Annotated in this window: 25 protein-coding genes; 13 read left to right on the top strand and 12 right to left on the bottom strand. The window is 72.7% G+C overall.

Annotation, left to right across the window (positions count from 1 at the left end; translation table 11 throughout):
- The first annotated feature begins 7 nt into the window (after positions 1–7).
- The 6 genes from manD to BLP29_RS06610 all read left to right on the top strand — a co-directional run bounded on the left by manD (position 8) and on the right by BLP29_RS06610 (position 6767).
- Positions 8–1216, top strand: a complete 1209-nt coding sequence (gene manD / locus BLP29_RS06635) for a D-mannonate dehydratase ManD (protein WP_092801575.1) — start codon at positions 8–10, stop codon at positions 1214–1216.
- Positions 1213–2661, top strand: a complete 1449-nt coding sequence (locus tag BLP29_RS06630) for a mannitol dehydrogenase family protein (RefSeq protein WP_207798349.1) — start codon at positions 1213–1215, stop codon at positions 2659–2661. The genes manD and BLP29_RS06630 overlap by 4 nt, the downstream gene beginning before the upstream one ends.
- A 98-nt stretch (positions 2662–2759) precedes the next feature.
- The gene (locus BLP29_RS06625) at positions 2760–4145 is read left to right on the top strand and encodes an MFS transporter (RefSeq protein ID WP_092801572.1); all 1386 of its coding nucleotides are present in this window, start codon (positions 2760–2762) and stop codon (positions 4143–4145) included.
- Entirely contained in the window at positions 4142–5182 is a 1041-nt protein-coding gene (locus tag BLP29_RS06620) for an L-idonate 5-dehydrogenase (protein ID WP_092801569.1), read from the top strand. Before BLP29_RS06625 ends, BLP29_RS06620 begins: the two co-directional genes overlap by 4 nt.
- Positions 5179–6144, top strand: a complete 966-nt coding sequence (locus BLP29_RS06615) for a sugar kinase (protein ID WP_092801566.1) — start codon at positions 5179–5181, stop codon at positions 6142–6144. Before BLP29_RS06620 ends, BLP29_RS06615 begins: the two co-directional genes overlap by 4 nt.
- The gene (locus BLP29_RS06610; RefSeq protein ID WP_092801563.1) at positions 6141–6767 is read left to right on the top strand and encodes a bifunctional 4-hydroxy-2-oxoglutarate aldolase/2-dehydro-3-deoxy-phosphogluconate aldolase; all 627 of its coding nucleotides are present in this window, start codon (positions 6141–6143) and stop codon (positions 6765–6767) included. Before BLP29_RS06615 ends, BLP29_RS06610 begins: the two co-directional genes overlap by 4 nt.
- A gap of 33 nt (positions 6768–6800) precedes the next feature.
- Here the strand turns inward: BLP29_RS06610 and BLP29_RS06605 are convergent, their stop codons facing one another.
- Entirely contained in the window at positions 6801–7622 is an 822-nt protein-coding gene (locus tag BLP29_RS06605) for a helix-turn-helix transcriptional regulator (RefSeq protein WP_092802989.1), read from the bottom strand.
- A gap of 153 nt (positions 7623–7775) precedes the next feature.
- Here BLP29_RS06605 and BLP29_RS06600 point away from each other — a divergent pair, with 153 nt between their 5' ends.
- On the top strand, positions 7776–8732 hold the full coding sequence (locus BLP29_RS06600) for an SDR family oxidoreductase (protein WP_092801560.1): 957 nt from the start codon (positions 7776–7778) through the stop codon (positions 8730–8732).
- Positions 8733–8848: 116 nt separating this feature from the next.
- Here the strand turns inward: BLP29_RS06600 and BLP29_RS06595 are convergent, their stop codons facing one another.
- A complete protein-coding gene (locus BLP29_RS06595) occupies positions 8849–9256 on the bottom strand; it encodes a VOC family protein (RefSeq protein ID WP_092801557.1) in 408 nt (135 codons plus the stop codon).
- Between the two features lie 52 nt (positions 9257–9308).
- On the opposite strand from BLP29_RS06595, the gene BLP29_RS06590 reads away from it, so the two are divergent.
- A complete protein-coding gene (locus BLP29_RS06590; RefSeq protein WP_092801555.1) occupies positions 9309–10295 on the top strand; it encodes a helix-turn-helix transcriptional regulator in 987 nt (328 codons plus the stop codon).
- Positions 10296–10377: 82 nt separating this feature from the next.
- On the opposite strand, the gene BLP29_RS06585 is transcribed toward BLP29_RS06590, so the two are convergent.
- The 4 genes from BLP29_RS06585 to BLP29_RS06570 are packed head-to-tail and all read right to left on the bottom strand — an operon-like array spanning position 10378 to position 14099.
- Positions 10378–11214, bottom strand: a complete 837-nt coding sequence (locus tag BLP29_RS06585; RefSeq protein WP_092801552.1) for an HpcH/HpaI aldolase/citrate lyase family protein — start codon at positions 11212–11214, stop codon at positions 10378–10380.
- Positions 11211–12374, bottom strand: a complete 1164-nt coding sequence (locus BLP29_RS06580; protein ID WP_092801549.1) for an acyl-CoA dehydrogenase family protein — start codon at positions 12372–12374, stop codon at positions 11211–11213. The genes BLP29_RS06585 and BLP29_RS06580 overlap by 4 nt, the downstream gene beginning before the upstream one ends.
- A gap of 1 nt (position 12375) precedes the next feature.
- Complete coding sequence (locus BLP29_RS06575) at positions 12376–13578, bottom strand: CaiB/BaiF CoA transferase family protein (RefSeq protein WP_092801546.1); 1203 nt, start codon at positions 13576–13578, stop codon at positions 12376–12378.
- Positions 13575–14099 carry a MaoC family dehydratase gene (locus BLP29_RS06570; protein WP_092801543.1) on the bottom strand — a complete coding sequence of 175 codons (525 nt, stop codon included), beginning with the start codon at positions 14097–14099 and terminating at the stop codon, positions 13575–13577. Before BLP29_RS06570 ends, BLP29_RS06575 begins: the two co-directional genes overlap by 4 nt.
- Before the next feature lie 78 nt (positions 14100–14177).
- On the opposite strand from BLP29_RS06570, the gene BLP29_RS06565 reads away from it, so the two are divergent.
- The gene (locus BLP29_RS06565) at positions 14178–15359 is read left to right on the top strand and encodes an amidase (protein WP_207798348.1); all 1182 of its coding nucleotides are present in this window, start codon (positions 14178–14180) and stop codon (positions 15357–15359) included.
- Between the two features lie 32 nt (positions 15360–15391).
- Here BLP29_RS06565 and BLP29_RS06560 read toward each other — a convergent pair whose 3' ends face one another.
- Positions 15392–16399: a helix-turn-helix transcriptional regulator gene (locus tag BLP29_RS06560; RefSeq protein WP_092802983.1), complete on the bottom strand. Its 1008-nt coding sequence runs from the start codon at positions 16397–16399 to the stop codon at positions 15392–15394.
- Positions 16400–16488: 89 nt separating this feature from the next.
- Between BLP29_RS06560 and BLP29_RS06555 the strand changes: the two genes are divergently transcribed.
- Positions 16489–16899 carry a VOC family protein gene (locus BLP29_RS06555; protein ID WP_243469743.1) on the top strand — a complete coding sequence of 137 codons (411 nt, stop codon included), beginning with the start codon at positions 16489–16491 and terminating at the stop codon, positions 16897–16899.
- 120 nt (positions 16900–17019) lie between these two features.
- On the opposite strand, the gene BLP29_RS06550 is transcribed toward BLP29_RS06555, so the two are convergent.
- The gene (locus BLP29_RS06550; protein WP_092801536.1) at positions 17020–17397 is read right to left on the bottom strand and encodes a hypothetical protein; all 378 of its coding nucleotides are present in this window, start codon (positions 17395–17397) and stop codon (positions 17020–17022) included.
- A 189-nt stretch (positions 17398–17586) separates the two neighbouring features.
- On the opposite strand from BLP29_RS06550, the gene BLP29_RS06545 reads away from it, so the two are divergent.
- Positions 17587–17859, top strand: a complete 273-nt coding sequence (locus BLP29_RS06545; protein WP_092801533.1) for a hypothetical protein — start codon at positions 17587–17589, stop codon at positions 17857–17859.
- A 340-nt stretch (positions 17860–18199) separates the two neighbouring features.
- Here the strand turns inward: BLP29_RS06545 and BLP29_RS06540 are convergent, their stop codons facing one another.
- Positions 18200–18865: a Rossmann-fold NAD(P)-binding domain-containing protein gene (locus BLP29_RS06540; protein WP_092802980.1), complete on the bottom strand. Its 666-nt coding sequence runs from the start codon at positions 18863–18865 to the stop codon at positions 18200–18202.
- Between the two features lie 40 nt (positions 18866–18905).
- Positions 18906–19205, bottom strand: a complete 300-nt coding sequence (locus BLP29_RS06535; RefSeq protein WP_092801530.1) for a putative quinol monooxygenase — start codon at positions 19203–19205, stop codon at positions 18906–18908.
- 169 nt (positions 19206–19374) lie between these two features.
- On the opposite strand from BLP29_RS06535, the gene BLP29_RS06530 reads away from it, so the two are divergent.
- Positions 19375–20298 (top strand): helix-turn-helix transcriptional regulator, encoded by a 924-nt coding sequence (locus BLP29_RS06530; RefSeq protein ID WP_092801527.1) that lies wholly within the window; start codon positions 19375–19377, stop codon positions 20296–20298.
- Between the two features lie 174 nt (positions 20299–20472).
- Here BLP29_RS06530 and BLP29_RS06525 read toward each other — a convergent pair whose 3' ends face one another.
- Positions 20473–23355 (bottom strand): aminotransferase, encoded by a 2883-nt coding sequence (locus tag BLP29_RS06525; protein ID WP_092801523.1) that lies wholly within the window; start codon positions 23353–23355, stop codon positions 20473–20475.
- A gap of 87 nt (positions 23356–23442) precedes the next feature.
- Between BLP29_RS06525 and BLP29_RS06520 the strand changes: the two genes are divergently transcribed.
- Complete coding sequence (locus BLP29_RS06520; protein WP_165839310.1) at positions 23443–24030, top strand: TetR/AcrR family transcriptional regulator; 588 nt, start codon at positions 23443–23445, stop codon at positions 24028–24030.
- A 134-nt stretch (positions 24031–24164) separates the two neighbouring features.
- Here the strand turns inward: BLP29_RS06520 and BLP29_RS06515 are convergent, their stop codons facing one another.
- Entirely contained in the window at positions 24165–25973 is a 1809-nt protein-coding gene (locus BLP29_RS06515) for an AAA family ATPase (RefSeq protein ID WP_243469825.1), read from the bottom strand.
- Positions 25974–26030: the final 57 nt, after the last annotated feature.

Below are 26030 nucleotides of genomic sequence, written 5' to 3'. Positions count from 1 at the left end.
GGTCGGTATGAGCAAGATCGAGAAGGTCGAGGTGCTGGTCACCAGCCCGGGGCGCAACTTCGTCACGCTGCGGGTGACAGCCTCCGACGGCGTCGTCGGGCTGGGCGACGCCACCCTCAACGGGCGGGAGCTGGCCGTGGCCAGCTACCTGCGCGACCACGTCGCCCCCCTGCTGCTCGGCCGGGACCCCGCCCGCATCGAGGACACCTGGCAGTACCTCTACCGCGGGGCCTACTGGCGCCGCGGTCCGGTCACCATGACCTCGATCGCGGCGGTGGACACCGCCCTGTGGGACATCAAGGGCAAGGTGGCCGGCCTGCCGGTGCACCAGCTGCTCGGCGGACGCTCCCGCGAGGGCGTGATGGTCTACGGCCACGCCAGCGGCCACGACGTCGCCTCGCTGATCGACGACGTCGCCCGCTACCGGGACGCCGGCTACCAGGCCATCCGCGCCCAGGCCGCCGTCCCCGGACTGCCCGGCTCCTACGGCGTGCGCAAGGGCGCGGTCTACGAGCCGGCCGCCACCTCGCTGCCCGACGAGCAGCTGTGGGACACCGGCGCCTACCTCCGCTTCGCCCCGCAGTACCTGGGCGCCGTGCGCGAGGAGTTCGGGTTCGACTTCCACCTGCTGCACGACGTGCACCACCGGTTGACCCCCATCGAGGCCGCCCGGCTGGGCAGGGCGCTGGAGGAGGTGCAGCTGTTCTGGATGGAGGACCCCACCCCGGTCGAGAACCAGGACTCCTTCCGGCTCATCCGCCAGCACACCACCACCCCGCTGGCCGTGGGCGAGGTGCTGAGCTCGATCTGGGACGTGCAGCAGCTCATCACCGAGCAGCTCATCGACTACGTGCGCATGTCCGTGGTGCACGCCGGGGGCATCACCCACCTGCGCCGCGTCTTCGACCTCGCGTCGCTCTACCAGGTGCGCACCGGCTCGCACGGCGCGACCGACCTGTCCCCGGTGTCGCTGGCCGCCGCCGTCCACCTGGACACGACGGTGCCCAACTTCGGCATCCAGGAGTACATGGGCTTCACCGACGAGACCGGCGAGGTCTTCCGCTCCGGGGTCACCTTCAGCAAGGGCATGCTCGACGTCTCCGACGCGCCGGGCCTGGGCGTCGAGTACGACGACGAGGCCGCGGCGCGCTTCCCCTACGAGGCCCGGTACCTGCCGGTCGCCCGTCGCCTCGACGGGTCGGTGCACGACTGGTGAGCGCGCCCGGTACGCCGCTGTGCCGGGCCGCGCTCCCGACCCTGCCCGCCCGCACCCGCCCCCTCGTGGACCCGGCCGACCTGCGACCGGGCACGGCGCACCTGGGCTACGGCGCGTTCCACCGCGCCCACCAGGCGGTGTACACCGAGCGGGCGGCCCAGCTGACCGGCCGACCCGCCGGCACCGTCGTGGTGGTCCCCCGCTCGGCGGCGACCGCGGCCGCGCTGCGCGCCCAGGACGGGTTGTGCTCGGTGGGCGAGGTCGGTCCCGAGGGCACCACCACCCGGGTGGTCGCGGCGGTGGCCGACGTGGTGCTGGCGACCGAGGAGCCCGAGCGCCGCGACGCCGTCCTGGCCGACCCGGCCGTGGCCACCCTGACCCTCACCATCACCGAGGCCGGCTACTCCCGGCGCGCCGACGGCGGCCTGGACACCGCCGACCCGGCGATCGCGGCCGACCTGGCGGGCGGGCCGGTCAGCGCGGTCGGCACGGTGGCCCGGGCGCTCGCCGTCCGGGCCCGGGGCTGTGCGGCGCCGGTCGCCGTCGTGTCCTGCGACAACCTGGCCGGCAACGGGCCGGCCACCCGCCGCGTGGTCACCGACTTCGTCGCGGCCAGCCGATGGGCCGACGCCGACGCCGTCCTCGCCTGGATCGACGACGCCGTCACCTTCCCCTCCACCCTGGTCGACCAGATCGTCCCGGCCGCCACCGACGAGGTGCGCCGCGCGGCGGCTGCCGAGCTCGGCGTCGTCGACGAGCTCGCCGTCGTCGCCGAGCCGTGGCGGCAGTGGGTGGTCGAGGACGCGTTCCCCGGGCCCCGGCCGGCCTGGCACCTGGCCGGCGCGCAGCTGGTCCCCGACGTCGCGCCCTTCCAGCTGACCAAGCTGCGACTGCTCAACGGCGCGCACTCGCTGCTGGCCTACACCGGGCTGGCGGCCGGGTGCACGACCGTGGCCGACGTCCTGGCCACGACGTGGGGTGCCGACCTGGTCCGCGGCCTGGCCGCGGAGGTGGCCCCCACGCTCCCCGCCGGGGGCCCGGACCCGGCCGGCTACGCCGAGGCGCTGGTGGGGCGGTTCGCCAACCCCGGTACCCGGCACCGGCTGGCCCAGATCGGCGGCGACGGCTCGGCGAAGGCGCGCGAGCGGTGGTTCGCCCCGCTCCGCGAGCTGCGCACCGCCGGCCGGCCGGCCCCGGTGCTGGAGACCGCGCTGGCCGCGTGGGCGAACGCCACCCGCCCGGCCGCCGGGGGTCAGCTGTTCGGCACCACCGACCCGGCCGCTGCCGACCTGGCCTCGTGCTGGCGACCGCAGCGCCCGACCGCCGACGTCGTCGCCGCCCTCCTGCGGGTGGCCGGCGCGCCGGACCTCGCCGACGACGCGGACCTCACCGCGTCGGTGGCCCACCGACTGCCGGCGGTGGCCGCCGGCCGCGTCGACCCCTGACGCCGCGCGGGCCCCGGCCCGCACCGACCCACCACACCGTTCCACTCCCCGCGCAGCCGCCGGCCAGCGGGACACCCATCGCAGCAACGGAGCACACGATGACCGACAGCACCCAGGCGCCACCGGCACCCGCGACGGCGAACCGCTCGACCAAGGACCTCACCCGCGCGGCGGTGTCGGGCTGGCTGGGCACGGCCATGGAGTTCATGGACTTCCAGCTCTACTCCCTGGCCGCCGCGATCGTGTTCAACACGATCTTCTTCCCCGACGTCAGCCCGGCGATCGGGCTCATCGCGGCGATGGCCACCTACGGGGTCGGCTACGTCGCCCGCCTGGCCGGCGCGGTGTACTTCGGCCGGATGGGCGACCGGATCGGTCGCAAGCAGGTCCTGATCATCACCATCGCCATGATGGGCGTGTCCACGACGCTCATCGGCGTCCTGCCGACCTACGCCATGATCGGCATCTGGGCGCCCATCCTGCTGGTGGTCCTGCGTCTGGTGCAGGGCTTCGGGGCCGGCGCCGAGATCGCCGGGGCCACCGTCATGCTCGCCGAGTACGCCCCCACCCGCCGTCGCGGCGTCGTGGCCTCGCTGGTCAGCCTGGGTACGAACTCGGGCACCCTGGCCGCGACCGGCATCTGGGCGATCCTGCTCGCCGTCCTCACCGAGGACCAGCTGCTGTCGTGGGGCTGGCGCATCCCGTTCCTGCTCAGCTTCGTGCTGCTCGTCCTCACCCTCTGGATGCGGCGCAACCTGAAGGAGAGCCCGGTCTTCGAGGAGCGCCCCGACGTCGTGGACGGCGTCGCGCTCTCCAAGGACGAGGCACTGGCCGTGGCCGCGCGCGAGCAGGCCAGCACCCTGGAGGCCGGGCTGAAGCAGCGCAAGGGCCGCAGCTTCTTCCTCGCCCTGGGCCTGCGGTTCGGCCAGGCCGGCAACTCCGGCCTGGTGCAGACCTTCCTGGTCGGCTACCTGGCCACCACGCTGATGATGGACCGCTCCGTGCCGACCGACGCCCTGCTGATCGGCTCGGCCATCGGGTTCGTCACCGTGCCGCTGGTCGGCGTCCTGGGCGACCGCTTCGGCCGGCGTCCGCTGTACGCCGCGCTGTCGGCCACCACGATGGTGGCGGCCTTCCCCCTGCTGATCATGATCACCAGCGGCAGCACCGTGGCGGTCACCATCGGCATGGTGCTCGCGCTCAACCTGGGCGTGCTGGGCCTGTTCTCGCTGGAGAGCGTGACGATGGCCGAGCTGTTCGGCTCCCGCACCCGGTTCACCCAGCTCGCCCTGGCCAAGGAGATCGGCGGCATCCTGGCGACCGCCATCGGCCCGGTCGTCGCCGCGGGGCTGACCGCGGCCACCGGCAGCTGGTGGCCCATCGCGGTCATGCTGGTCGTCTACTCGGCCATCACGCTGGTCACCGCGCTGGTCGCGCCGGAGACCCGCGGCCGCGACCTGGTCGACGTGCGGGACGCCGCGTGAGGGCCGCCGTCGTCCACGGGCCCGGCGACCTGCGGGTCGACGAGCTGCCCGACCCGCAGCCCGGCCCCGGCGAGGTCGTCGTCGCCATGGAGTGGGGCGGCATCTGCGGCTCCGACCTGGCCTACTGGCGGCACGGCGCCTCCGGCACCGCCGTCCTGCGGCACCCGCTGGTCCTCGGCCACGAGGTCGCCGGGCGGGTGGCCGCCCTCGGGTCCGGCGTGACCGGCCACGAGGTCGGCGAGCCGGTCACGGTGCACCCGGCGACGCTGGTCGGGGACGGCGAGCTGCCCGCCCGCATCGCCGGCCGCACCAACCTGTGGCCCCAGGTGCGCTACTTCGGCAGCGCCGCCTTCGACCCGCACACCGACGGCGGCTTCAGCGGCCTGCGGGCGGTGCGCGCCGACCAGCTCCGCCGCCTGCCCGACGGGGTGGACACCCTGCGCGGGTCGCTCGCCGAACCGCTGGCGGTGGCTCTGCACGCCGTGTCCCGGGCCGGGGACCTGCGCGGGCGCGACGTCGTGGTCAACGGCGCCGGGCCGATCGGGTCGCTGGTCGTCGCGGCGGCGGTGCACGCCGGCGCGGCCTCGGTCACCGCGTGCGACGTCTCCTCCGCTGCGCTGGGGGTCGCCCGCGCGATGGGGGCCGCCGACGTGCGGGACCTGTCCGCCGGCGACGACCTGCCCCCGGACGCCGAGCTCGTGTTCGAGGCCTCGGGCGCCGCGGCTGCCCTCGGTGGCGTGCTGCGGGCCACCGCGCGCGGGGGCACCGTCGTCCAGGTCGGCAACCTGCCCGGCAGCGCGGTGCAGGCCGTCCTCGGCGACCTGGTCACCCGTGAGCTGACCTGGATCGGGTCCTACCGGTTCGTCGAGGAGATCGACGACGCGCTGACCGCCATGCGCGACGGCCTGGACGTCGCACCCGTGGTCACCCACCGCTTCGCGCTGGCCGACGCCGCACGGGCGATGGAGGTGGCCGGGGACCGCAGCACCGGCAGCAGCAAGGTGCTGCTGCGGTTGGACGGCGGGGACCTCTCGTGACCGGCGTCGTGACCGTGGGCGAGACCATGGCGTTGCTGACCACCCCGCCCACCGGCCGGCTGACCGCCGGGTCGGTCATGCCGGTGGGCATCGGCGGCGCGGAGTCCAACGTCGCGGTCGGGTTGGTCCGGCTCGGCGTTCCGGCCACCTGGGTCAGCCGGGTGGGCGACGACGCGTTCGGCGCCCTGGTGCTGCGCGAGCTGCGCGCCGAGGGCGTCACGGTCCGGGCCGAGGTCGACCCGGACGCACCGACCGGGCTGATGGTCAAGGAGCTGCGGGGCGGACGCCCCCGCCGCGTCCGGTACCACCGGGCCGGCAGTGCGGCGTCCCGGCTGACCCCCGCCGACGTCGACCGGGTCGCCGAGGACATCCGCACCGCGGACGCGTTGCACCTGACCGGGATCACCCCGGCGCTGGGCCCCGGCCCGGCCGCCGCGGTGGACCGCGCCGTCGAGCTGGCCCGGGCCGCCGGGGTCGCCGTCGTGCTCGACGTCAACCACCGCACCGCGCTGTGGTCCGACGAGGTCGCCGCCCCGGTGCTGGCCGACCTGGCCCGCCGGGTCGACGTGCTGCTCGCCGGCCCCGACGAGGCCGCCCTGCTGCTGGGCGGCCCCGTCGGCGCCGACGTCGAGGCCGGGCTGACCGCAGCCCGGGCGCTGGTCCGCCGCGGGACCGGCACCGTCGTGGTCAAGCTCGCCGGCCTCGGGGCGGTCGAGGTGGGCGGTGGGCGCGAGGTGCACGGCCCCACGACGCCGGTCGAGGTCGTGGACCCCGTGGGCGCCGGGGACGCCTTCGCCGCGGGGTGGCTCGCCGCGTCGGTGGCCGGCGGGTCGGCCGAGGAGCGGTTGGCGCTGGGCAACGCAGCCGGGGGCGCGGTGTGCCGGGTCCCCGGCGACTGGGAGGGGCTGCCCACCCGGGCGGAGCTGGCCGAGACCGGCCCGATGACGGAGGTGCGTCGGTGAGCGTGCTGTCGACCTGTCCGGTGGTGCCCGTCGTGGTCCTGGACAGCGCGGACCAGGCCGTGCCCCTGGGCGAGGCCCTGCTGGCCGGTGGCATCGAGGTGGTCGAGGTGACCCTGCGGACGGAGGCGGGTCTGCCCGGCATCGCGGCGCTCGCCGGGCTGGCCGGGATGACCGTCGGCGCCGGTTCGGTGGTGCTGCCCGAGCACGTGGACGCCGTGGTCGACGCCGGGGCCCGGTTCGTGGTCAGCCCGGGGACTGCGGTGCCGGTCCTGCGCCGGTGCGCCGTCCGCGGTGTCCCGGCACTGCCCGGGGTGGCCACGGCCTCCGAGGTCATGGCGTGCGTGGCCGAGGGGTTGACCGAGGTCAAGGTGTTCCCGGCCGGCCTCCTGGGCGGTCCGGCCCACATCGCCGCCCTGTCCGCCCCCTTCCCCGGTCTGCGCTTCATGCCCAGCGGCGGGGTGGGGCCCGAGACCATGGGCGACTACCTGGCGCTGCCCTCCGTGCCCGCGGTCAGCGGGAGCTGGATGGTGGGCCGGGACTTGCTCGGTGCCGGTCGGTGGGACGAGGTCACGGCCCGGTCCGCGGACGCGGTGGCCCGGGCGACGGGGCACGGCGGCCCCTAGAACGGCGAGGGTCCCCGCCCGGCCCGTCCCCGGTCAGGTACCGACGGCGGCCAGGAGCTGGAGCTTGCCGTGGGTCTCCGAGCCCGGTTCGGCCGTGTAGACCAGCAGGGAGTGGCCCTGGTGCGGGTCCTGCAGGGTCTGGCACTGCAGCTCCAGCAGACCCAGCTCGGGGTGCACGAGGCGCTTGCGCTCGCCGGGGTGGACGCCGACCTCGTGCAGCTCCCACACCCGGCGGAACTCGGGGCTGCTGGCCAGCAGGTCCTCGGTCAGCTGGGCGGCGCGGGACCCGGGGCCGCGCAGGGCCAGCACGTGCCGCAACCCCGACGCCCACGCGCGGCCGAGCAGGTCGTGGTCGTCGGGGTGGTAGCGGGCCCGGACGGCGGGGTCGGTGAACCACCGGTAGCCCAGGCTGCGCGCCGGCCCGGTGCGCAGCGAGGCATCGCCCAGCAGGGCGACGCCGGGCCGGGTCTGCCGCAGGGTCTCCCCCAGCTCGGTGACCACCTCGGCCGGGGTGTCGTCGAGCCGGTCCAGGATGCGCAGCATGCCCGGGCTGAGGTGCTCGCCGGCGCCCCGCACCGGCGGGTGGTGGCCGGCCAGCCGGTACAGGTGGTCGCGCTGGTCGAGCGCGAGGTGCAGCGCCTGGGCGATGGACGCGACCATCGACTCCGAGGGCTGCGGGCCGCGCCGGCGCTCGATGCGGCCGTAGTAGTCCACCGACATGTGGGCCAGCGCGGCGACCTCCTCGCGGCGCAGCCCAGCCGTGCGGCGGCGCTGCCCGCGCGGGAGCCCGACGTCCTCGGGCTGCAGCGACTCGCGGCACCGGCGGAGGAAGTCCGCCAGTCCGCTGCGGTCCATCTCCACGTGGGCTCCCCGGATCGGTGTCCCCCCGTTCTACCGGGCGACCGGCCCCGCAGGCAGGGCCTGCCGATCCCCGGCTGAGCAGGGCGTGGTGCGCGTGCGCGGTGCCGCCGACGCTGGGCGCACACCACCGATCCCGAGGAGCTCCCCGTGGCCCGCACCCCGATCCACATCCCCGACCTGTCCGGCACCCGCGCCGTCGTCACCGGCGGGAGCGACGGCACCGGCCTGGTGATCGCCACCCGGCTGGCCGCGGCCGGGGCCGAGGTGGTGCTGCCCGTGCGCAACCCGGCCAAGGGCGCCGCGGCCGTGGACACCATCCGCCGGGGGGCGCCGGGTGCCGCGGTCTCGCTGCGCGACCTGGACCTCTCGTCGCTGGCCTCGGTCGCCGCGCTGGGGGCGGAGCTTGGCGCCGAGGGGACGCCGGTCGGGCTGCTGGTGAACAACGCCGGGGTGATGACGCCGCCGTCCCGGCAGACCACCGCCGACGGCCACGAGCTGCAGTTCGGCACCAACCACCTCGGCCACGTCGCGCTGGTCGGCCACCTGCTGCCCCTGCTGCGCGCCGGCCGGGCGCGGGTGGTGTCCCAGATCAGCATCGCGGCGAACCAGGGCGCGGTGCACTGGGACGACCTGGACTGGACGGAGCGCTACGTCGGCGGGCGCGCGTACAGCTCGTCGAAGATCGCGATGGGGCTGTTCGGGCTGGAGCTCGACCGTCGCAGCCGGGCGCACGGCTGGGGGCTGAGCAGCGCGCTGTCGCACCCGGGCATCGCGCCGACCAACCTGCTGGCCGCCCGCCCCGAGCTCGGCCGCAGCCGCGAGACGGTCGCCCGCCGGGTCGTGCGGGCGCTGTCGGCGGTCGGCCTGGTCGGCACCGTCGAGAGCGGTGCCCAGCCGGCGCTGCTGGCGGCCACCGCCCCGGACGCCGGCGGCCGGTTCTACGGTCCGGCCGGCCCCGGCCACCTGGGCGGGGAGCCGGCGGAGCAGGAGCTCTACAGCCGGTTGACCAGCACCGCCGACGCCGCCCGCATCTGGGAGGTATCGGTGCGCCTGGCGGGGGTGCCGGCGCTCGACGTCCCGGCCGGCGTGGATCAGCTGGCCTGATCGAACCCCGTCCTGGTTCGCCGACGCCGGTGAGCCAGGACGGCGGTCGGCGAACCCAGCTGATCCACGCCGGGCCCGTCAGAGCCCCAGGACGAGGTCGCGCACCGTCGCGCTGCTCAGCCCGGGTGGTGGCAGACCGCCTCGAGGTTGATGCCGTGCGGGTCGTCGACGAAGCCCCCGTAGTAGTCGGGGTGGTACTCCGTGCGGACGGCGGGCGCCTCGCGCTCGGTGGCCCCGGCGGCCAGCGCGGCCCGGTGGAAGGTGTCGACCTCCACGCGGGTGTCCACGGTGAAGGCCAGGTGCATGTTGGTGCCCACGGTCCCCTGGTCGACGAGCCAGAAGTAGGGCTTGCGGTCGGGCCAGCCGTACCCGGTCATGGCCGGCCCGTGGGCGCCGGCGGGGATGACGAGCATCTGGGTGATGCCGATGGCGGCGAGCACGGGCTCGTAGAACGCCATGGCCGCCCCGATGTCGGGGACGGCGATGTTGAGGTGGTCGATGCGGGATCCGGAACGGTCGGTCATGGGATGAGCCTGCGGGGCATCGCGGACGCCGGTTGTCCGCAACACTGACCCCGTGCCGACGACGTCCGCCCGCGCCCTGACGCTGCTCTCGCTGCTCGCCACCGGGCGCCCGCGCACCGGGGCCGAGCTGGCCGCCCGGCTCGAGGTGAGCGAGCGCACCCTGCGCCGCGACGTCGACATGCTGCGCTCGCTCGGCTTCCCGGTCGCCGGCACCCCGGGCCCCGCCGGGCGCTACCAGCTGGGCGCCGGGAGCACGCTGCCGCCGTTGCTGTTCGACGACGAGCAGGCGGTGGCGGTGACCCTCGCCCTGCAGACGGCTCCGGTGACGGTGACCGGCACCGGCGACGGCGCGGCCCGGGCGCTGACCACCCTGCGGCAGGTGATGCCCACCCGTCTGCACCCGCAGGTGGACGCGCTGCGGGTCACCGCGGTGCCCAACGCCTGGGACTTCGGCGCCCCGCCGGTCGACCAGGCCACGCTGGCCGCGGTCGGGGACGCCGTCCGCCGCGGCCACCTGCTGCGCACCGACGTGGTCGGCGGCGCGGATGCCCTGCTGGTCGAACCGCACCACCTCGTGGTGTGGGCCGGCCGCTGGTACCTCGTGTCCTTCGACGTCGTCGGCGCACGGTGGTCGGTGCACCGGGTCGACCAGCTGCGCCCGCTCGCCCCGACGCAGCGCCCGTTCACCCGGCGCCCGCTGCCCGCCGACGACGTTGCCGAGTACGTGATGACCCGGCACGACCGCGGCGACACCGTGGCGGCCTGGCCGTGCACCGGCCGGGTCACCATGGCGTTGCCGGCGGGCGTGGTGGCCCGCTGGGTGCCGGCCGGGGCGGTCGTCGAGCCGCTGGACGACGGGTCGTGCACCGTCACCCTGGGCGCGTGGTCGTGGGCCGGCGTGGTCGGCATCCTGGCCACGTTCGACGCCGACCTGGCCGACGTCGAACCGGCCGAGCTCCGGGCGGCGATGACCCGCACCGCCGACCGCCTGGCCGCTGCTGCCGCACCCGGCCCGTCCGGTGTGGATCAGCTCAGCTGATCGGACTCCGTCCTGGCTCGCCGACGCCGGTGACCCAGGACGGCTCCTGCTGGACCCAGCTGATCCAGGCCGGGCCGGAGGCTCAGGCGAGGGAGAGGATGCTGCGGGCCTGGCGGGCAACGGCCTCGTCGAGCAGCTTCCCGTCGGCGCCGACGGCCACCCCGGGCGACGCCGCGAGCCTCGCCAGGACGTCGCGGGCCGTGGCCACCTGCTCGGGCGTCGGCCGGCAGACACGCTCGACCACCTCGACCTGGGCGGGGTGGATGCAGGCCCTCCCCCGGAAGCCCATCGCGGTCAGCCTGCGGGTCTCGGCCTCGAACGCCGCCAGGTCGCGGAACTCCACCGACACCGCGGCCGGCGGCGGCGCGATCCCGGCCGCTGCCGACGCCATGACCACCGTCGAGCGGGCCAGCAGCAGCTCGGCGCCGTCTGGGCCGGGGGTGACGCCGAGGTCGGCGGCCAGGTCGACCTCGCCGAGCTGCAGGCAGCGCACCCGCGGCCCGCCGGCCAGCGCGGGGGCGGCCAGCACGCCGGCGGCGCTCTCGACCAGCGGGCTCACGCCCAGGCTGCACGGCGCCCGGCCGGTCGCGGTCTCGGCGGCCAGCAGCTGGTCGTGCACCCGCTCGAGCAGCGCCCGGGACGACGACTTCGGCAGCACGACGCCGGTGAGGCGGGCACCCCGGGCGACCGCGTCGACGTCGTCCCGACCTCGCTCGCCGGTGTTGACCCGCACCCAGACCTGCACGTCGGACGGCGGCCCGGCCAGCCAGTCGACGACGGCCGCACGGGCGGCGTCCTTGCCGGCGGGGGCGACGGCGTCCTCCAGGTCCAGGACGACGGCACCGGCACCCGACGCGACACCCTTGGCGAACCGGTCGGGCCGGTCGCCGGGCACGTACAGCCAGGAGCGGACCGTCACCCGACGACCGTCGCGCCGCTGACCAGCGACTTCGCGATGACGGTGCGCAGCACGTCGTTGGTGCCCTCGCCGATCGCCATGAGCGGGGCGTCGCGGTAGAGCCGCTCGACCACGAACTCGGTGGAGTAGCCGTAGCCGCCGTGGATGCGCATCGACTCCAGCGACAGCGACAGCGCGGTCTCCGAGGCGAACACCTTGGCCATGCCGGACTCGGCGTCCACCCGCTCGCCGGCGTCGGCGCGCGAGGCGGCCCAGTAGGTGAGCAGCCGGGCGGCCTGCAGCTGGGTGGCCATCTCGGCGAGCTTGAGAGCGATGGCCTGGAACTCGGCGATGGGGTGACCGAACGCCTCGCGCTCGCCGGCGTACTTCAGCGCCGCGTCGTAGGCGGCCTGCGCGACACCGACGCTGCGGCCGGCGATGTTCAGCCGCCCGATCTCCAGGCCGCTCAGCGCCTGCTTCATGCCCTTGCCCTCGACCCCGCCGAGCAGGTCGCCCACCGGCACCCGGACGTCGACGAGGCTGATCTCGCACGACTCGGTGCCCTTGTAGCCCAGCTTGCCCAGGTCGCGGCTGACCTCGAAGCCCTCGGACGACGTGTCCACCAGCAGCAACGACATGCCGCGGTGCCGGGGCTCGGCCTTCGGGTCGGTCTTGACCAGCACCGGCAGGACGTTCGCGTGCCGGGCGTTGGTGATCCAGGTCTTGGTGCCGTTGACGACGTAGTGGTCGCCGTCCAGGACCGCCGTGGTGGAGATGCCCTGCAGGTCGGTGCCGGCGCCGGGTTCGGTGAGGCCGACACCGGTGCGCCACTCACCGGTCGCGAGCTTGGGCAGGAAACGGTCCTTCTGCTCCTGGGTGCCGTGCTTGGCGATCATCCAGGCCGAGAGGCCGTGGCTGCCGAGGATGCCGGCGATGCCCATCCAGCCGCGGGCGATCTCCTCGTAGACCAGCGTGAAGCTGACCATGTCCAGGGCCAGGCCGCCGTACTCCTCGGGCGTGGTGAGTCCGAACAGGCCCAGCTGCTTGAGGTGCTCGACGATCTCGGTGGGGTAGCGGCCGGTGCGCTCCCACTCGGAGGCCACGGGCACGATCTCGCGGTCGACGAAGCGGCGCAGCGTCTGCTGGAAGTCGCGCTGCTCCTCGGTGAGGGTGAAGTCCACGTCAGCTCTCCTGGTGTCCGAAGGCCCCGGCGGCGGCCAGGGCGGCCACCTTGTCCGGGGAGTAGCCGAGCAAGCTCGTCACGTCGTCCTGGTGCTCGTTGCGGTGCGGGGCGCGGCGGTGCTCGGTGAACGGCTCGCCGAAGCGCACCGGGCTGCCCACCTGCTTCACCGTGCCCCAGTGCGGGTGCTCGGTCTCCAGCAGCAGGCCGCGCGCGGCCGCCTGCGGGTCGGCCAGCGCCTGGCCGACGTCGTTGATCGGGGACGACGGCACCCCGGCGGCCTGCAGCAGCGGCAGCCAGTGGCCCACGGTGTTGGCCGCGAACGCCGCCTTGAGGTGCGGCAGCAGCTCGTCACGGTTCTGGTCCCGAAGCGCGAAGGAGGCGAAGCGCTCGTCGTCCCCGAGGTCGGGCCGTTCGAGGACGGCGACCAGCCGCTGCCAGAACTTCTCCTTGGCGCAGCCGACGACGAGCCAGCCGTCGGCAGCCTGGAACGCCTGGAACGGGACCAGCGAGGGGTGCGCGGAGTCGACGGTGCGGACCGGTTCGTACCCCGCCGTCATGGCCCAGGTCGCGGGGTAGGTGAGCAGCGAGACGGCGGTGTCGTAGAGCGAGACGTCGCAGTCGCCGCCGACGCCGTCCCGTCGTGCTGCGTGCAGGCCGGCGAGCAGGCTGAGGGCGGCGACGAAGCCGCTGGAGAAGTCGACGAGGCTGAGGCCGGTCTTGGTGGGCGGGCCGTCGGGGTCGCCGGTGAGGCTCATCCAGCCGGCGATGCCCTGCAGTACGTAGTCGTAGCCGGGCTCGCTCTGCCGTGGGCCGGTCATGCCGAAGCCGGTGAGGCTGCAGCAGACGATGGCCGGGTTGAGGTGGGCGAGGTCGGCGTACCGGATGCCGATCTTGGCCGGGACGTCGCCGCGCAGGTTCGACCAGACGGCGTCGCTGGTGCGCACGAGGTCCTCGAACACCTCGCGACCGGCCGGGGTGGAGATGTCCAGGCTCAGGCTCTGCTTGTTGCGGTTGAAGGTCTCGTAGAACAGCGAGTCCTCGCCGTGCACGTAGGGCGGGACGTAGCGGCCGATGTCGCCGCCGGTGCGGGGGTCCTCGATCTTGATGACCTGGGCGCCGAGGTCGGCCAGGTGCACGCTGCCGAAGGGGCCGGCGCCGTACTGCTCGAGCGCGATGATCCGGACGTCCTCGAGCGGCCTCATGCTGTGATCGGGCCGTTCTTCGCCTCGGGGAAGTGGTTCTGCCCGATGCCCGACTCCCGCGTGGCCACCATGACAGACCGCTTGAACGAGATGCACTCGTCGCCGTCGGAGTTCAGTCCCCGGGTCACCATCGAGACGATCCCGGCGTAGGGCCGGGACTTCGACGCCCGCAGCCCGGTGCAGAGACTCTCGGCGTAGAGGGTGTCGCCGACGTAGACCGGGTGGGTCAGCTTGACGTCGGTCATCTCGAGGTTGGCGACGGCGTTCTGGCTCATGTCCAGCACGCTCAGGCCCAGCGTCAACGCGATCGTCAGCCCGGAGTTCACGATGACCCGGCCCCCGGTGATCGGGTTCTGCGCGGCCAGGTGCGCGTTGACGTGCTGCTGGTTGGTGTTCATCGTCAGCATCGTCAGCCAGGTGTTGTCGGCCTCGGAGATCGTGCGGCCGAGCGGGTGCTGGTAGACGTCGCCGACGACGTAGTCCTCGAAGAACCGCCCCAGGACGGCGGGGTGCGTGGCCATGGATGTGCCTCCCTCGACACCGGCACGCTAATTGTCTGATGATTAGGTGCGCAAGCCCCTCGACACCCTGGAGGACCCGTGGACGGCGCCAACTCCGTGATCCGCCGGGTCGACCGGCCCGAGCCCCCGGCCGGCCCGCTGTCCGGGGTGCGGCTGGGGGTGAAGGACAACGTCGACGTCGCCGGCGGGCCCACGACCTGCGCGTCCGCGTTCTTCGCCTCCCGGGTTCCGGACCAGGATGCCGAGGTGGTGCGGCGGCTCGAGGGCGCGGGGGCCTCGCTCGTGGCGACCCTGAACCTCAGCGAGTTCGCCGTCGGGGTGACCAACCAGAACTCCGCGGCCGGGCCGTGCCGCAACCCGTGGGACCCCTCTCGAATCCCGGGTGGCTCGTCGGGCGGGTCCGGGGCCGCGGTGGCGGCCGGGATCGTCGACCTGGCGCTGGGCACCGACACCGGCGGCTCGATCCGGCTGCCGGCGTCGTGCTGCGGGGTGGTCGGCCTGCGACCCACCCACGGCTCGATCCCGCTGCACGGCGTCTTCCCGGTCTGCGACGACGTCGACACCGTGGGGCCGCTGGCCCGCACCGTCTCGCTCGTGGCCCAGGCCCAGCGGGTGCTGACCGGGTCTGTTTCTGCCCTCCCGGAGCCCGCCGCCCCGCGGCGGATCGGCATCCCGGTGCAGCTGCTCGACGACGTCGACCCGGGGGTGCAGGCGGTCGTCGACGCGGCGGTGGCGGTGTTCGGCGCCGAGGTGGTGCCGGTCGAGGTCGAGGGCCTGCTCGACGCGCAGGACATCGTCTACACGCTGGTCTACGCCGACCTGGCCCGCATCCACGCCGCACGGCTCGCGTCGGAACCCGAGCGGTTCCACCCCGACAGCCTGGTGCGGATCGGCCTGGGCCGGGGCATCGCTCCTCCGGAACGCGCCGCCGCCGCCGAGGCCCGCGCGGCGCTGCAGGCCCGCATCTCCGCGGCCCTGGACGGCGTCGACCTGCTGCTGACGTCGACGATGCCGGTCGACGTCCCCCGCGCCGACCCGGACGACGTCCTGCGGGTCTCGCGGCGGCTGGGGCAGCTGACCTACCCGTGGTCCCTGCACGCCGGGCCCACCCTGGCGCTGCCGGTGGGCTTCCACCCGGTGTCGGGCATGCCGGTCGGCATCCAGCTCACCGCCCCCGAGGACGCCGAGGACGTGCTGTTCGCCGCCGGCCTCTGGTTCCAGCAGCAGACCGACCACCACACCCGCCGCCCGCCCCGCTGAGCCGACCGGGCGAGTGGCACGTCAGCGGGCGCTCACGAACGCAGCACGCCCGCTGACGTGCCACTCGAGGTCTCCCCCTCTCCCGCGGCGCTGATCAGTAGGCGGCCGACGGCGGCCACCTCGCGGCGCAGCTCCTCGGGGGCCGCCACCTCGAAGGGGCGCTGCAGCCCGACGAGCAGGGCCGGCACCCAGTCCAGGCGCTCGGCCCGCAGCTGCAGCCGGACCCACCCCGGCCGGCCGGGCTCCTCCCGTACGTCCGCCAGGCCTGCGGGCAGGCGCTGCACGACGTCGTCGACGACACCCTCCACGACCACCTCGACCTCGTGCCGCCACGGGGCCGCGGCCAGCCCCGCGGTCACGTGCTCCACCGCGTCGAACCCCGCGGGGACGGCGAAGGTGCCCGGCCTCGGCGACGGCGCGGAGATCCGGTCGAGCCGGAAGTTGCGCATCCCGTCGTCGCTCGCGTCGGCGGCCACCACGTACCACCGACCCGAGTGGACGACCAGGCCGTAGGGGTGGAGGGTCCGCTCGGTGCGCGTGCCGTGCCGGTCGGTGTAGTCCACGACCACGGGCCGCCGGGCTGCCGCCGCGTCGGCCAGCACCAGCAGTGTCCGGGCCTCTGCGCCGTCGGCGTCGTGGTCCGGTGCGGTGAACCGGGCCGCCTGCAGCAGTGCGGTGATTCGTCGGCCCAGCGCCTCGGGCAGCACCCGGCGGATCTTGGCCACAGCCGACGCCGACCCCTCGTCGGGCACGACCGAGGGGATCAGGCGGCGTGCGGCGACCAGGCCCAGCAGGACGGCGACCGCCTCGTCGTCGGTGAACATGAGCGGGGGCAGCCGGAACCCCGGGGCGAGCTGGTAGCCGCCGAAGCGGCCGCGCACCGAGCGGACCGGCACGTCCAGCTCGAGCAGGTGCTGCACGTAGCGCCGGACCGTCCGCTCGTCGACGCCCAGCCGGCCGGCGAGGTCCGCGACGGTCCACCGGCCGCCGGACTGCAACGTCTCCAGCAGCGCCAACACTCGCGCGGTCGGCTTGGCCACGGTCGCCATCGTGCCATCGATACCGGGCGGATTGCGCCCTGATGCGCTGCGACGGTGACTCCGCCAGTCCACCAACACCGGGAGATCACGTGTCTGTCCAGTTCGCCTCCGTCCGCCTCATCACCGACCGCATCGACGACGCCGTCGGCTTCTACGCCGAGGTCACCGGGGTGGAGCCCACCTGGGCCACCCCCGAGTTCGCCGAGCTGCGGTGGCCCGGCGTCACCCTGGCCATCGCCGGCGCCAGCACCATGGCCCGGTTGGGCGACCACCTCGATCCGTCGGCCGGCAACCGGTCGAGCATCATCGAGTTCCAGGTCGAGGACGTCGACGCCGAGGTCGCCCGCATCCAGCGCGCCTTCCCCCAGGCCACGTGGGTTCTCCCCCCGACGACGATGCCGTGGGGCAACCGCTCGGCCCTGCTCCGCGACCCCGACGGCACCCTGGTCAACCTGTTCTCCCCGCCCGCCGGCGGACGCCGCACGCCGGCCACCGCCTGAGGCGTTTCCGCGGAAACGCCTCAGCCAGCGTTTCCGCGGAAACGCCGTCGTCCGATCAGCCAGTCGCGAGGCAGGCTGACGGGGCCGCTCGACGCCGGGCCGGACGGCTGGACGATCCCGTCACGTCCGCCGGCGGCCGCGGACAGCGGGTTCTGAGCCGTCGCCGTCGTGGTACCGGACCTCGACGTCGAGGCCGCGGGCGTCGAACTCCGGCTGGACGTCGTGCGCGAGCGCCCAGCCCTCGTCGATCCAGGTGCGCGACGTGCCGTGGGCGCCGTACCGGTCGTTCCAGTCGAACAGCCGAGCCGTGAGCCGGTCCGACAGACGGAGCACGCGGGGATCGAGGGTGTAGCTGTCGTGCCACGGCGACCGCACCGGCGACCGGTTCCACAGCACGACGTCGGCGTGCTCGGCCATCAGCACGACGACCGTGGGCGGCGGCCACGGCTCGGTCCAGCCGTGCCAGGCGCCCGGGTCCGGCCACGGTTCGGTGTCCACGTCCGGCGGTTAGGGGTCACGACCGAACCGCGTGCGGTACTGCTCGGCGCTCAACCAGATCAGCGTCGGCTCCCGATCGTGCCTCCGCCGCCCCATGTGCCCATGGAACCGTTCGGGTCAAGGCGGAAGGCGATTCCGCGGAAGCGCCGCGCGACGTCGACCAGGAGCTCGTGCGGGTTAGCCTTCGCCATGACCCTCGACGAAGCAGTCGCCGCAGTGGAGCGGACGCTTCCCCCGGCCGCCCGTCTGCGGGTGGACCGAGCGCGGGCCAGGGAGAACGACCAGTCGTTCCTGCTGATCGTGCTCGACGTCCAGAGCGCCCGAGATGCTGCGGACGGGACCGGGGAGAACGGACCACGGCTGGTGGACCGCACCTCCGGACGCGTCGACCGCTTGACCATTCCTGAGGCTCTGGCGATGGGCGCCGGCATGCGCGCGTGCGTTCCGACGAGGGTTGCCTGACCGCGCGTACTGCTCAACGGGGGACGCCGGGGCACGATTACGTCACCGGGAGGTCTGCGTCCTGACCTTCGTGAACCCGTCACCGGAACAACCCTGCTGCCCGCACCGCCAGGTAGGTCTCGGGCGCGGACCTAGCCCCCCGTGCTGAGCGCGTGGTCGAGGGCGTCGACGAAGCGGAAACGCGTGCGCGCCCACCCACTGGAGCTTGCGCCGCGTCAGGTGGACGGCTTGGTCCACACGATCAGGTGCCGCCAAAGCGCGAGTCGGCGCCAGGTCGCACCGGGGAGCGCCCGCTCGGCAGCCCGCCGCACATCGGCGTGCGTCCACGGCGATGAACCCGTCAGGCCGTCCGGGCGAGTGCGTTGACGGTGGCCGTGGTGACGACGCCCTGCGGCGCCCCGCCGGTGACCGCGGCCAGCATGGCGCGACCAACAGCTTCGGTGCTGGTGACCCCACGGGGGAACAGCCGGGACAGCAGCGGGAACGCCGGGCGCAGCGCGGCGTACACCGCGCCGTAGAACCGTGTCGCCGGGCGGGCCCCGTGCAGTGGCTGGATCAGCGCCGGCCGGAACGACCAGCTGCGCAACGGCAGGGCCGCGACCGCATCCTCGGTCTCCCCTTTCACCCGAGCCCACATGAACCGGCTGTCCCGGTTCGTGCCGACCCCGGACACGTAGACGAACGCCGACCCGGGCGAGGCGTCCGCCACCGCCCGGGCGATGCCGACCGTGAGGTCGTACGTCAGCCGCCGGTACTCGGCCTCGCCCAGGCCGTTCGCCGACACCCCGGCGCTGTCGAAGGTTGCATCGACCCCGACCAGGTGTTCCCCCGCAGTCGCGAGGTCCTCGGTCACGACCGTGCGTAGCTTGGGGTGGTGGGTGCCCAACGGCCGCCGGACGACGGCGCGGACCTCGCGCACCCGCTCGTCGAGCAGACATTCCCGCACAACACCCTGACCGACCATCCCACTCGCCCCGAACACCAGCACGATCAATCCGTCCGCCATGCCGTTCACTCTCCCCAGCGACCGCCCGGCGGGTTCGGGCTCACGCATTGATCTCCTCGAAGGAGTCGATGGTGAGCGGTCGGGCGAGGAGCTCACCGAATCGCACCAGGACGTCGGCGCTGGTCTCCGTCCGCCACGCGACGTAGGCCTCCTGATCTGCCTTGGTGTCCCACTGCTCGATCAGCGCGAACTCGGTGTCGTCGTCGATGCTGCGGATGACCCGTACCCCGATGCAGCCGGGCCGCGAGCGGGTGGCGGCAAGGGTCTCGCGGTAGAAGTCGACGACGTCCTGACCACGGCCGGACTTGGCTGTGGCGCGCAGGAGGACGGTGAAGGCCATGGGGAACTCCGATGTCTCGACGAGCTGGACGATGCCCCCGCAGCTCCGTGAGCCTCCCGCCTCGGCTCGAGTTGACGGGAACGGGGTCCAGTCCAGCCTGTCGGCCGGTCCTCGGATGGAGAATCATCGAAACCCCGCAATCCTTTCGCGAGAGTCCTAGGGTGCCGGCATGGATCTCGTCTCCGAACTCCTCGAGGTCTCCCGCGCGCGATGCGTGCTGTCCGGTGGGATCTCTGGATCAGGCGCGTGGGCAGCCCGGTCCCCCGCCCCGGGTCGGATCAAGATCTTGGGGGTCGTCAAGGGTTCCCTCCGGTTCCGGGTCTCCACCGAGCCCGCGATCCTGCAGGTCGACGCAGGCGAGGTCCTGGTCGTGGACGGGCACACGCCGTTCGAGCTGGGAAGCGATCTCGACGAACCACCGGTGCAGCTCCGCGAGTCCGATCCGGTCCGTCCCGTCCATCGCGACGCCGACCACGTCTGCATCACCGCGCACGTCGAGTTGTTCGAGGCCGGCGACGACTTCCTCCGGGACGCCATCCCACCCGTGATGCGCCTGCATGGTGGCGCGCGGGAGGCCACGACCGCGCGCTGGCTCCTCGAGGAGCTCCTCGAGGAGTTCGCCCACGAACGTGCTGGGCGCAGCGCTGCCTCAGCTCAGCTGACGCAGCTGCTGTTCGTGCAGGTCCTCCGCGCCTGGGCGGCAGCGGACGAACTCCCCTCGGGGTGGGTCCGTGCCGCCACCGACGACCGGTTGAGCCCAGCGTTGACGCTCATGCACGGCGACCTGAGCAGGGACTGGCGCATCTCGGAACTGGCCACGGCGTGCGCGATGTCGCGCAGCAGCTTCGCCGACCGGTTCACCAAGACCGCCGGCGTTCCCCCCGTCACCTACCTGTTCCGATGGCGCATGCGCCACGCCGAACGGGCACTGACAGAGGGATCGGCATCGATCAACGAACTCGCGACGTCGCTCGGCTACCGGTCCGAGAGCGCATTCAGCGTTGCTTTCAAGCGCTGGTCCGGGATCGCGCCGAGTCGATTCCGCCACAGTGCCCCCGCCGCCGGTCGACACCGAGCCCCGTCGAGCCCCTGACCTCGCCCGGGCTCAGCCGCGGCTGAGGCGGTCCGAGCATTCCCGAGCCGGGTGCGCTCCCAACCCGGGCTTCCTGCCGGTTGGCCCGCTTGCCGGCGCACCGCCGCTGCCGGCGCGCCCCAGCGCGGGCAACCGCTCCGCGCCACCCGTCTGGGCGCGCACCCGGGCGGGCTCTCAGCTCCCGGTGCTCAGCGCGTGGTCGAGGGCGTCGACGAAGAAGTCGGCGGATTCCCGGGTGAGCACCAGCGGCGGCTTGACCTTGAGGATGTTCAGCCCGTCGCCGGTGGGCTGCATGAGCACGCCGAGGTCGAGCAGCCGGTCGCACAGCCGCGCCGTGCGAGCGGTGGCCGGCGCCCGCGTCGTCCGGTCGGTGACCAGCTCGACGCCGGCGTACAGGCCGAAGCCGTGCACCGCGCCGACCACCTCGTGCCGGTCGGCCAGCGCGTGGAGCCGGGCGTGCAGGTGGTCGCCGACCTCGCGGGCGTTGGCCTGCAGCCCGCCGCGGATTCGGTCGAGGACGACGCTGCCCACCACGCTGGAGACGGGGCTGCCGCCGGCGGAGGAGAAGAAGTAGCCCTGGGTGCGGTACCGGTCGGCCACCGCCTTCGAGGTGATGACGGCGCCGAGCGGGTGGCCGTTGCCCATCGCCTTCGCCACGGTGACCACGTCGGGGACGACGCCCTGCTGCTCGAAGCCCCAGAACCAGTGCCCGAGCCGGCCGTAGCCCACCTGCACCTCGTCGGCGATGGCCAGCCCGCCGTGTCGCCGGACCGCGGCGTAGACGGCGGCCAGGTAGCCCTCGGGCAGCGCCATGCCACCGGCGTTGCCGTAGACCGGCTCGGCGATGAAGCCCGCGGGCAGGGTGCCTCCAGCAGCGAGGGCGTCGATGCGGGCGACGGCCTCGCCGGCGTAGGCCGTGGCGTCGCCGTCCCGGTGCCTGCCGCGGAAGTGGTTGGGGGTGTCGAGCACGTGCACCCAGTCGGGCCGGCTGTCCAGGGCGTTGGGGTTGTCGGCGATGGAGGTGGAGACGGCGTCGGAGGCGTAGGTCCAACCGTGGTAGGCCTCCGCCACCGCCCAGACGTCGCGCCGGCCGGTGGCCGCCATGGCGATCCGCAGCCCGAGATCGACCGCCTCGGAGCCGGAGTTGACCAGGAAGACGGTGTCCAGCGGCTCGGGCAAGGTGGCGGTAAGCGCCTGCGAGAACTCGACGACGGCCCGGTAGTGGAACCGAGAGTTGCTGTTGAACCGGCGCAGCTGCCCCGCCACCGCGTCGGCCATCTCGACGTCCCCGTGCCCGAGCGCGGCGACGTTGTTGACCATGTCGAGATAGCTGCGGCCGTCGGTGGCGACCAGGTGCTCGCGCCAGCCGCGCTCGATCTGCGGCGGCGCGGCGTAGTAATGCTCCTGCACCTCGGCGAGGCTGTGCTCGCGCCGGGCCAGCAGCTCGTGGGAGACGGCGGCGGGGTCGGCGCTGTCCGTGTGCAGCCCGAGCAGGGGTGCCGGGTCGGCTACCAGCCCGCGCCAGGCGGCGGCCAGCTCAGGGACGACGAACTCCGGGACGGCGTCGGCCGCGGTGGAGACGGTGACCCGCAGCCTGGTACGGGCCTCGAGCCTGCCCAGGGGCGAGCCGATCTCCACGTCACCGCTGGTCAGCGGCTCGACGCGGGCCAGGTGCAGCCGGTGCGTAGCAGCGACCAGGACCGTTCCGTCACCCTCGCGCTGCAGCCGCCCGGCCCAGGGCGCGGTCAGCTCGACGGGGGCTGCGGTCCACAGGTCGAGGCCGGTGGCGACGGTCGCGGGGGCGGTGCGGGACAGCGGGACCGACCGGGTCAGCCGGTGCTCGCCGGCCCGGGCGACGACGGCGTCCGCGCCCTGCAGGGCCTCGAGCGCGAGGGTCTGCTCGATGTCGGGTTCCAGCCAGCGGCCGCCGTCCAGGTCGCCGTCGACCGACAGGTCGAGCACGGCCACGCTGCCGAGCCGGGCCAGCGGACCGTGCCCGGAGGGCAGGTCGGCGGGGACGGCGGGCAGCCCGAGCGCGAGCCGGGTGGCGTGCTGCATGACCCGCACCGGGACGGCGACGGCGCCGGCCAGGATGCGGCGTTCCTGCTCCAGCCCCTCGATGGCGTAGGCGTTGGCGTCGCCGTCCAGGCTGGTCTGCTGATACCCGCTGGCGACCAGGACGGCGCCGCGCAGCGCGACCAGCGGCCAGAGCGCGTCGGCCTCGTCCTCGCTGAGCGGGCGCACCTGGTGGAACGCGGCCGCGGCGCGCAGCGCGCCGACCGGGGTCATGCCGTGGTGGTGCAGCAGCGACGAGATGCAGATGGCCAGCTCGCCGACCGCCCAGGTGTGGACGACGTCGCCGAAGTCGATGACGCCGTCGGGCACGCGCAGCCCGTCCACCTCCCGGCAGACGACGTTGTCGTCGGTGATGTCGCCGTGCACGGCCTGGCGCGGGAGGTCGGCGGCCTCGACCAGCGGCCAGGCCTCGTCGCGGACCTGCTGCACGCGGGCGCGGTCGACGGGGTCGGTGACGTGGTCGGCGAGGACGTCGAGGGCGCGGGCGGCGTGCTGGAGGTCCCACTGCAGGGTGCGGTGCAGGGCGGGGTGCTCGACGTCCCGCAGCGCCACCGAGGCGCGGCCGACCAGCGCGCCGAGTTCCGTCACGACGGCAGGGGCGAGGTAGGCCGAACCGTGCAGGGTGCCGCCGGGGAGGAAGCGCAGGACGCGGGCGGTGCAGGTGCCGCCGGGCTGGTCGAGGTACCCGCGGGTGCCGGGCAGGGCGGTGGCGAACCGGAGGTCAGGCAGCGCGGCGGCGAGATGGTCGGCCACTGCGTCCTGCGCGTCGGCGTCCTCGTCGCCGAACCCGACGTTGGCGACCTTGAGGACACCGACGACCTCGTTCCCGTCGCTGAGCAGGAAGTTCGCGTCCTGCTGGCTGCCGAGTTCCTTCGCCCGGACGTCGCGGCCGGTGAGTCGGGACCCCAGCGCAGCGGCACCGGCCTCGTCGACGGCGGGCACGGGCAGGGCCGGTGCGGCGAAGAAGTCGAACAGCGGCATCCTGGTGCTCCACGGTCGGAGTTGAACGATCGTCCAAGTTGAGCACGTCGACGCGTCGCAGTACAAGTCGCAGGCAGGATGGGTGCCGTGACCGAGCCGCCGAGCCGCAGGGGCGCCGAGCGCAAGGCCGAGCTGCTGGACGCGACGCTGCGGATCATCGCCCGCGACGGCCTGGCCGGGCTGTCGATGCGCGGGCTGGCCGCCGAGGCGGGGGCACCGCTAGGGGCGGTCAGCTACTACTTCGCCGGCAAGGACGAGCTGGTCGAGGCCGCGTTCGCCCGCCACTCGGAGATCGAGGGCGCGAGGATGGCCGCCATGATCAGCCGCGTGGGCGCGGGCACGCTCGACGAGGCGGCCGACGCCGTGGCCCACTTCGTGGTCGAGGGCTGCACGGTGCGCCGGCGGCAGCTGATCACCGAGTACGAGCTGATGGTCGAGTCGGCCCGCCGGCCGGCGCTGCAGGAGTCGACGGCGGTGTGGCTGCGCAGCCTGCGAGGCCAGATGGTCGAGGCCATGACCGCGCTGGGGTCAGCCGTCCCGGAGCTCGACGCCCGCCTGCTGCTCGCCGTCATCTCCGGCCTGGAGGTCGACAGCCTCGCCGATGAGCACAGTTCAGGTGACTCCCAACCCTTCTACGAAATCATCCGCCGACACCTGAGCACCCGACATGAATAAACCGTAATCCGCTACTCAAAAAGAGTAGCGTAGCGCGAATGATCACCCTCATGCCAAGTATTGATTGAGGCAATCTACACAACTTACTGAGGGCGCCCCGCCCCTGTAGCTGCGGTCCAGGTTCATAAGAATGCTCATCCGACCTCCTCGCGAGTGAGGCGATCGAGAAGCGCCACGACTGCACCCGGGATGAATTGCGGCACGTCGCGAGCGGCCATCTCGAGAACCGTCTGCATCAGCTTTCGATACCGGCGCAACATCGGATATCGATCTACATACAAGTTTTGCAGGTCGTGACCGCGCAAGCTCAAGAAGCCGTCCGGGATTGGTACGGAAAATCCGCCACGATAGGTGACCGATGTTCGTGCGCCCTCGTCGATGTTCAATTTCTGCGCAATTGCAGCCACCATGCTCGACGAGTGCTCAACCCCGAGTGCAAAATGGCGAGTTCCAACAGGTAGGCCTAACTCTTGCGCCGTGGCGAAATTTTGCATCAACAGGAGGGCGCCCACCAACAGCGGATCGAGCGCATAGTTTTCGATGGAGTAGCGCTCCTCCGACACCAAGATTGCAGCATCGCCCGAGCTTGCGGCATCTCGGTCGATAATTCCGAAAATTGTGTCGTTCCCAGCTCCCCGAAGCTCTCGGACAAGTCTGCGAACCTCGAATGAGCTTCCAGAATTTTCTGGATGCTCGGCCGACCCCGAGCCCGAACTGACAAATTGCAAAGATCGCGGACCGGTCATTTCGCCACGCACAAGCCGATAGATGTGCTCGTAGACCTGCACATCGTCTTGCTCCTCCACGACCACTGTCCGCCTGTCTTCAACGCGGACGCTTAATGTCGGGATGCCCACCGCCAAAGCGGCGATAGCTTGATCTTTAGTGACCTTGCGCATTCGACGACCGACACCTCGGCGCATCTGAAAAAGGCTTTCTTCTGGAGCAATAGCGACGGTCGACGGGGAGTGCGAAGTCATGATCACATGGACTCCGTGGGTTGCAACAAAGACGTCTTGAAGCACATTTATAAGCCCAACGACCATACTCGGATGGAGGCTGGCGTCCGCCTCGTCAAGCAACAGGATTCGGGGCAGTTGAAGATACGAACTAGCGCGGCTACTGCCGGTGTACAGGCTAAGGGCAATGGCAAGCAGCGTCCTCTCTCCCGTTGATAGGTTCTCAACCTGGAGCTCGAGATCCTCGCCACGGCGACGCAAGACTGGGCTGTATGGAAGCGACTCAGGGATCTCCACCGGTGCGGAGAACTCGTAGTCGAGGCCGATAGCGAGAAGTGCTTCATTGAGGACCAGCCAGGGCGGCGGCCCATACTTGTGAGTAAAGTCGTCGTCAGAAAGGTAAGGCGCAGCATCCAAGCCCTGAGCCTCTTTGTAACGCTGATAGGAGTTATTATCTCGTCGAAGAAAGTAGGTTGCGAACACCTCGGATACTGAAAGTCGAAACGGATCAACCTCCGCATGCTGCAGCGGCAGAGCGTCTCGTATTTCGTTTAGAGAATATTCAGAGAGCGGTTTATCGAGATAGGAAACTAAATCGGACAGTGCACCTTCGCTAAGCATTCGGTTCGCTCGAATGTTGTCGATGATTAGCTGATCTAACCCGCCTGGATTCTGCGGGTACGCATTCTGGTTCCCTTGAACAATATTCCTAATGTGTTGGGCCACCTGAGCCCATCGCTCCCGAAACGCGCCAATGGATTGGGGCGCTTCGACCTGCGCCATCAGTTCAGAGAGACGAAAAACCCTTACTTGGCCCAAGGTCCCCATCATGGGCACACCATCAACTTGCAAGCAACCAGCTTCGATCGCATCAAGCACTTGCGATTTTCCCGCCCCATTCGGTCCCGTGAGGACGACAAGCGGAGGCAGCGGGTCGTCGATGGGGTTCTCGTGGATTGATTTCCACGGCCGAATGAAGGTCATCTGCACGCTGGAGATAATAGGGCTTCACCAGCAAAGATTGTCGACCCCCGTCAGATT

It is taken from the genome of Klenkia marina (assembly GCF_900101025.1).
Classification (GTDB): domain Bacteria; phylum Actinomycetota; class Actinomycetes; order Mycobacteriales; family Geodermatophilaceae; genus Klenkia; species Klenkia marina.
The sequence above is the reverse complement of the archived record's forward strand: the minus strand, read 5'-3'. Positions and strand labels throughout refer to the sequence as shown.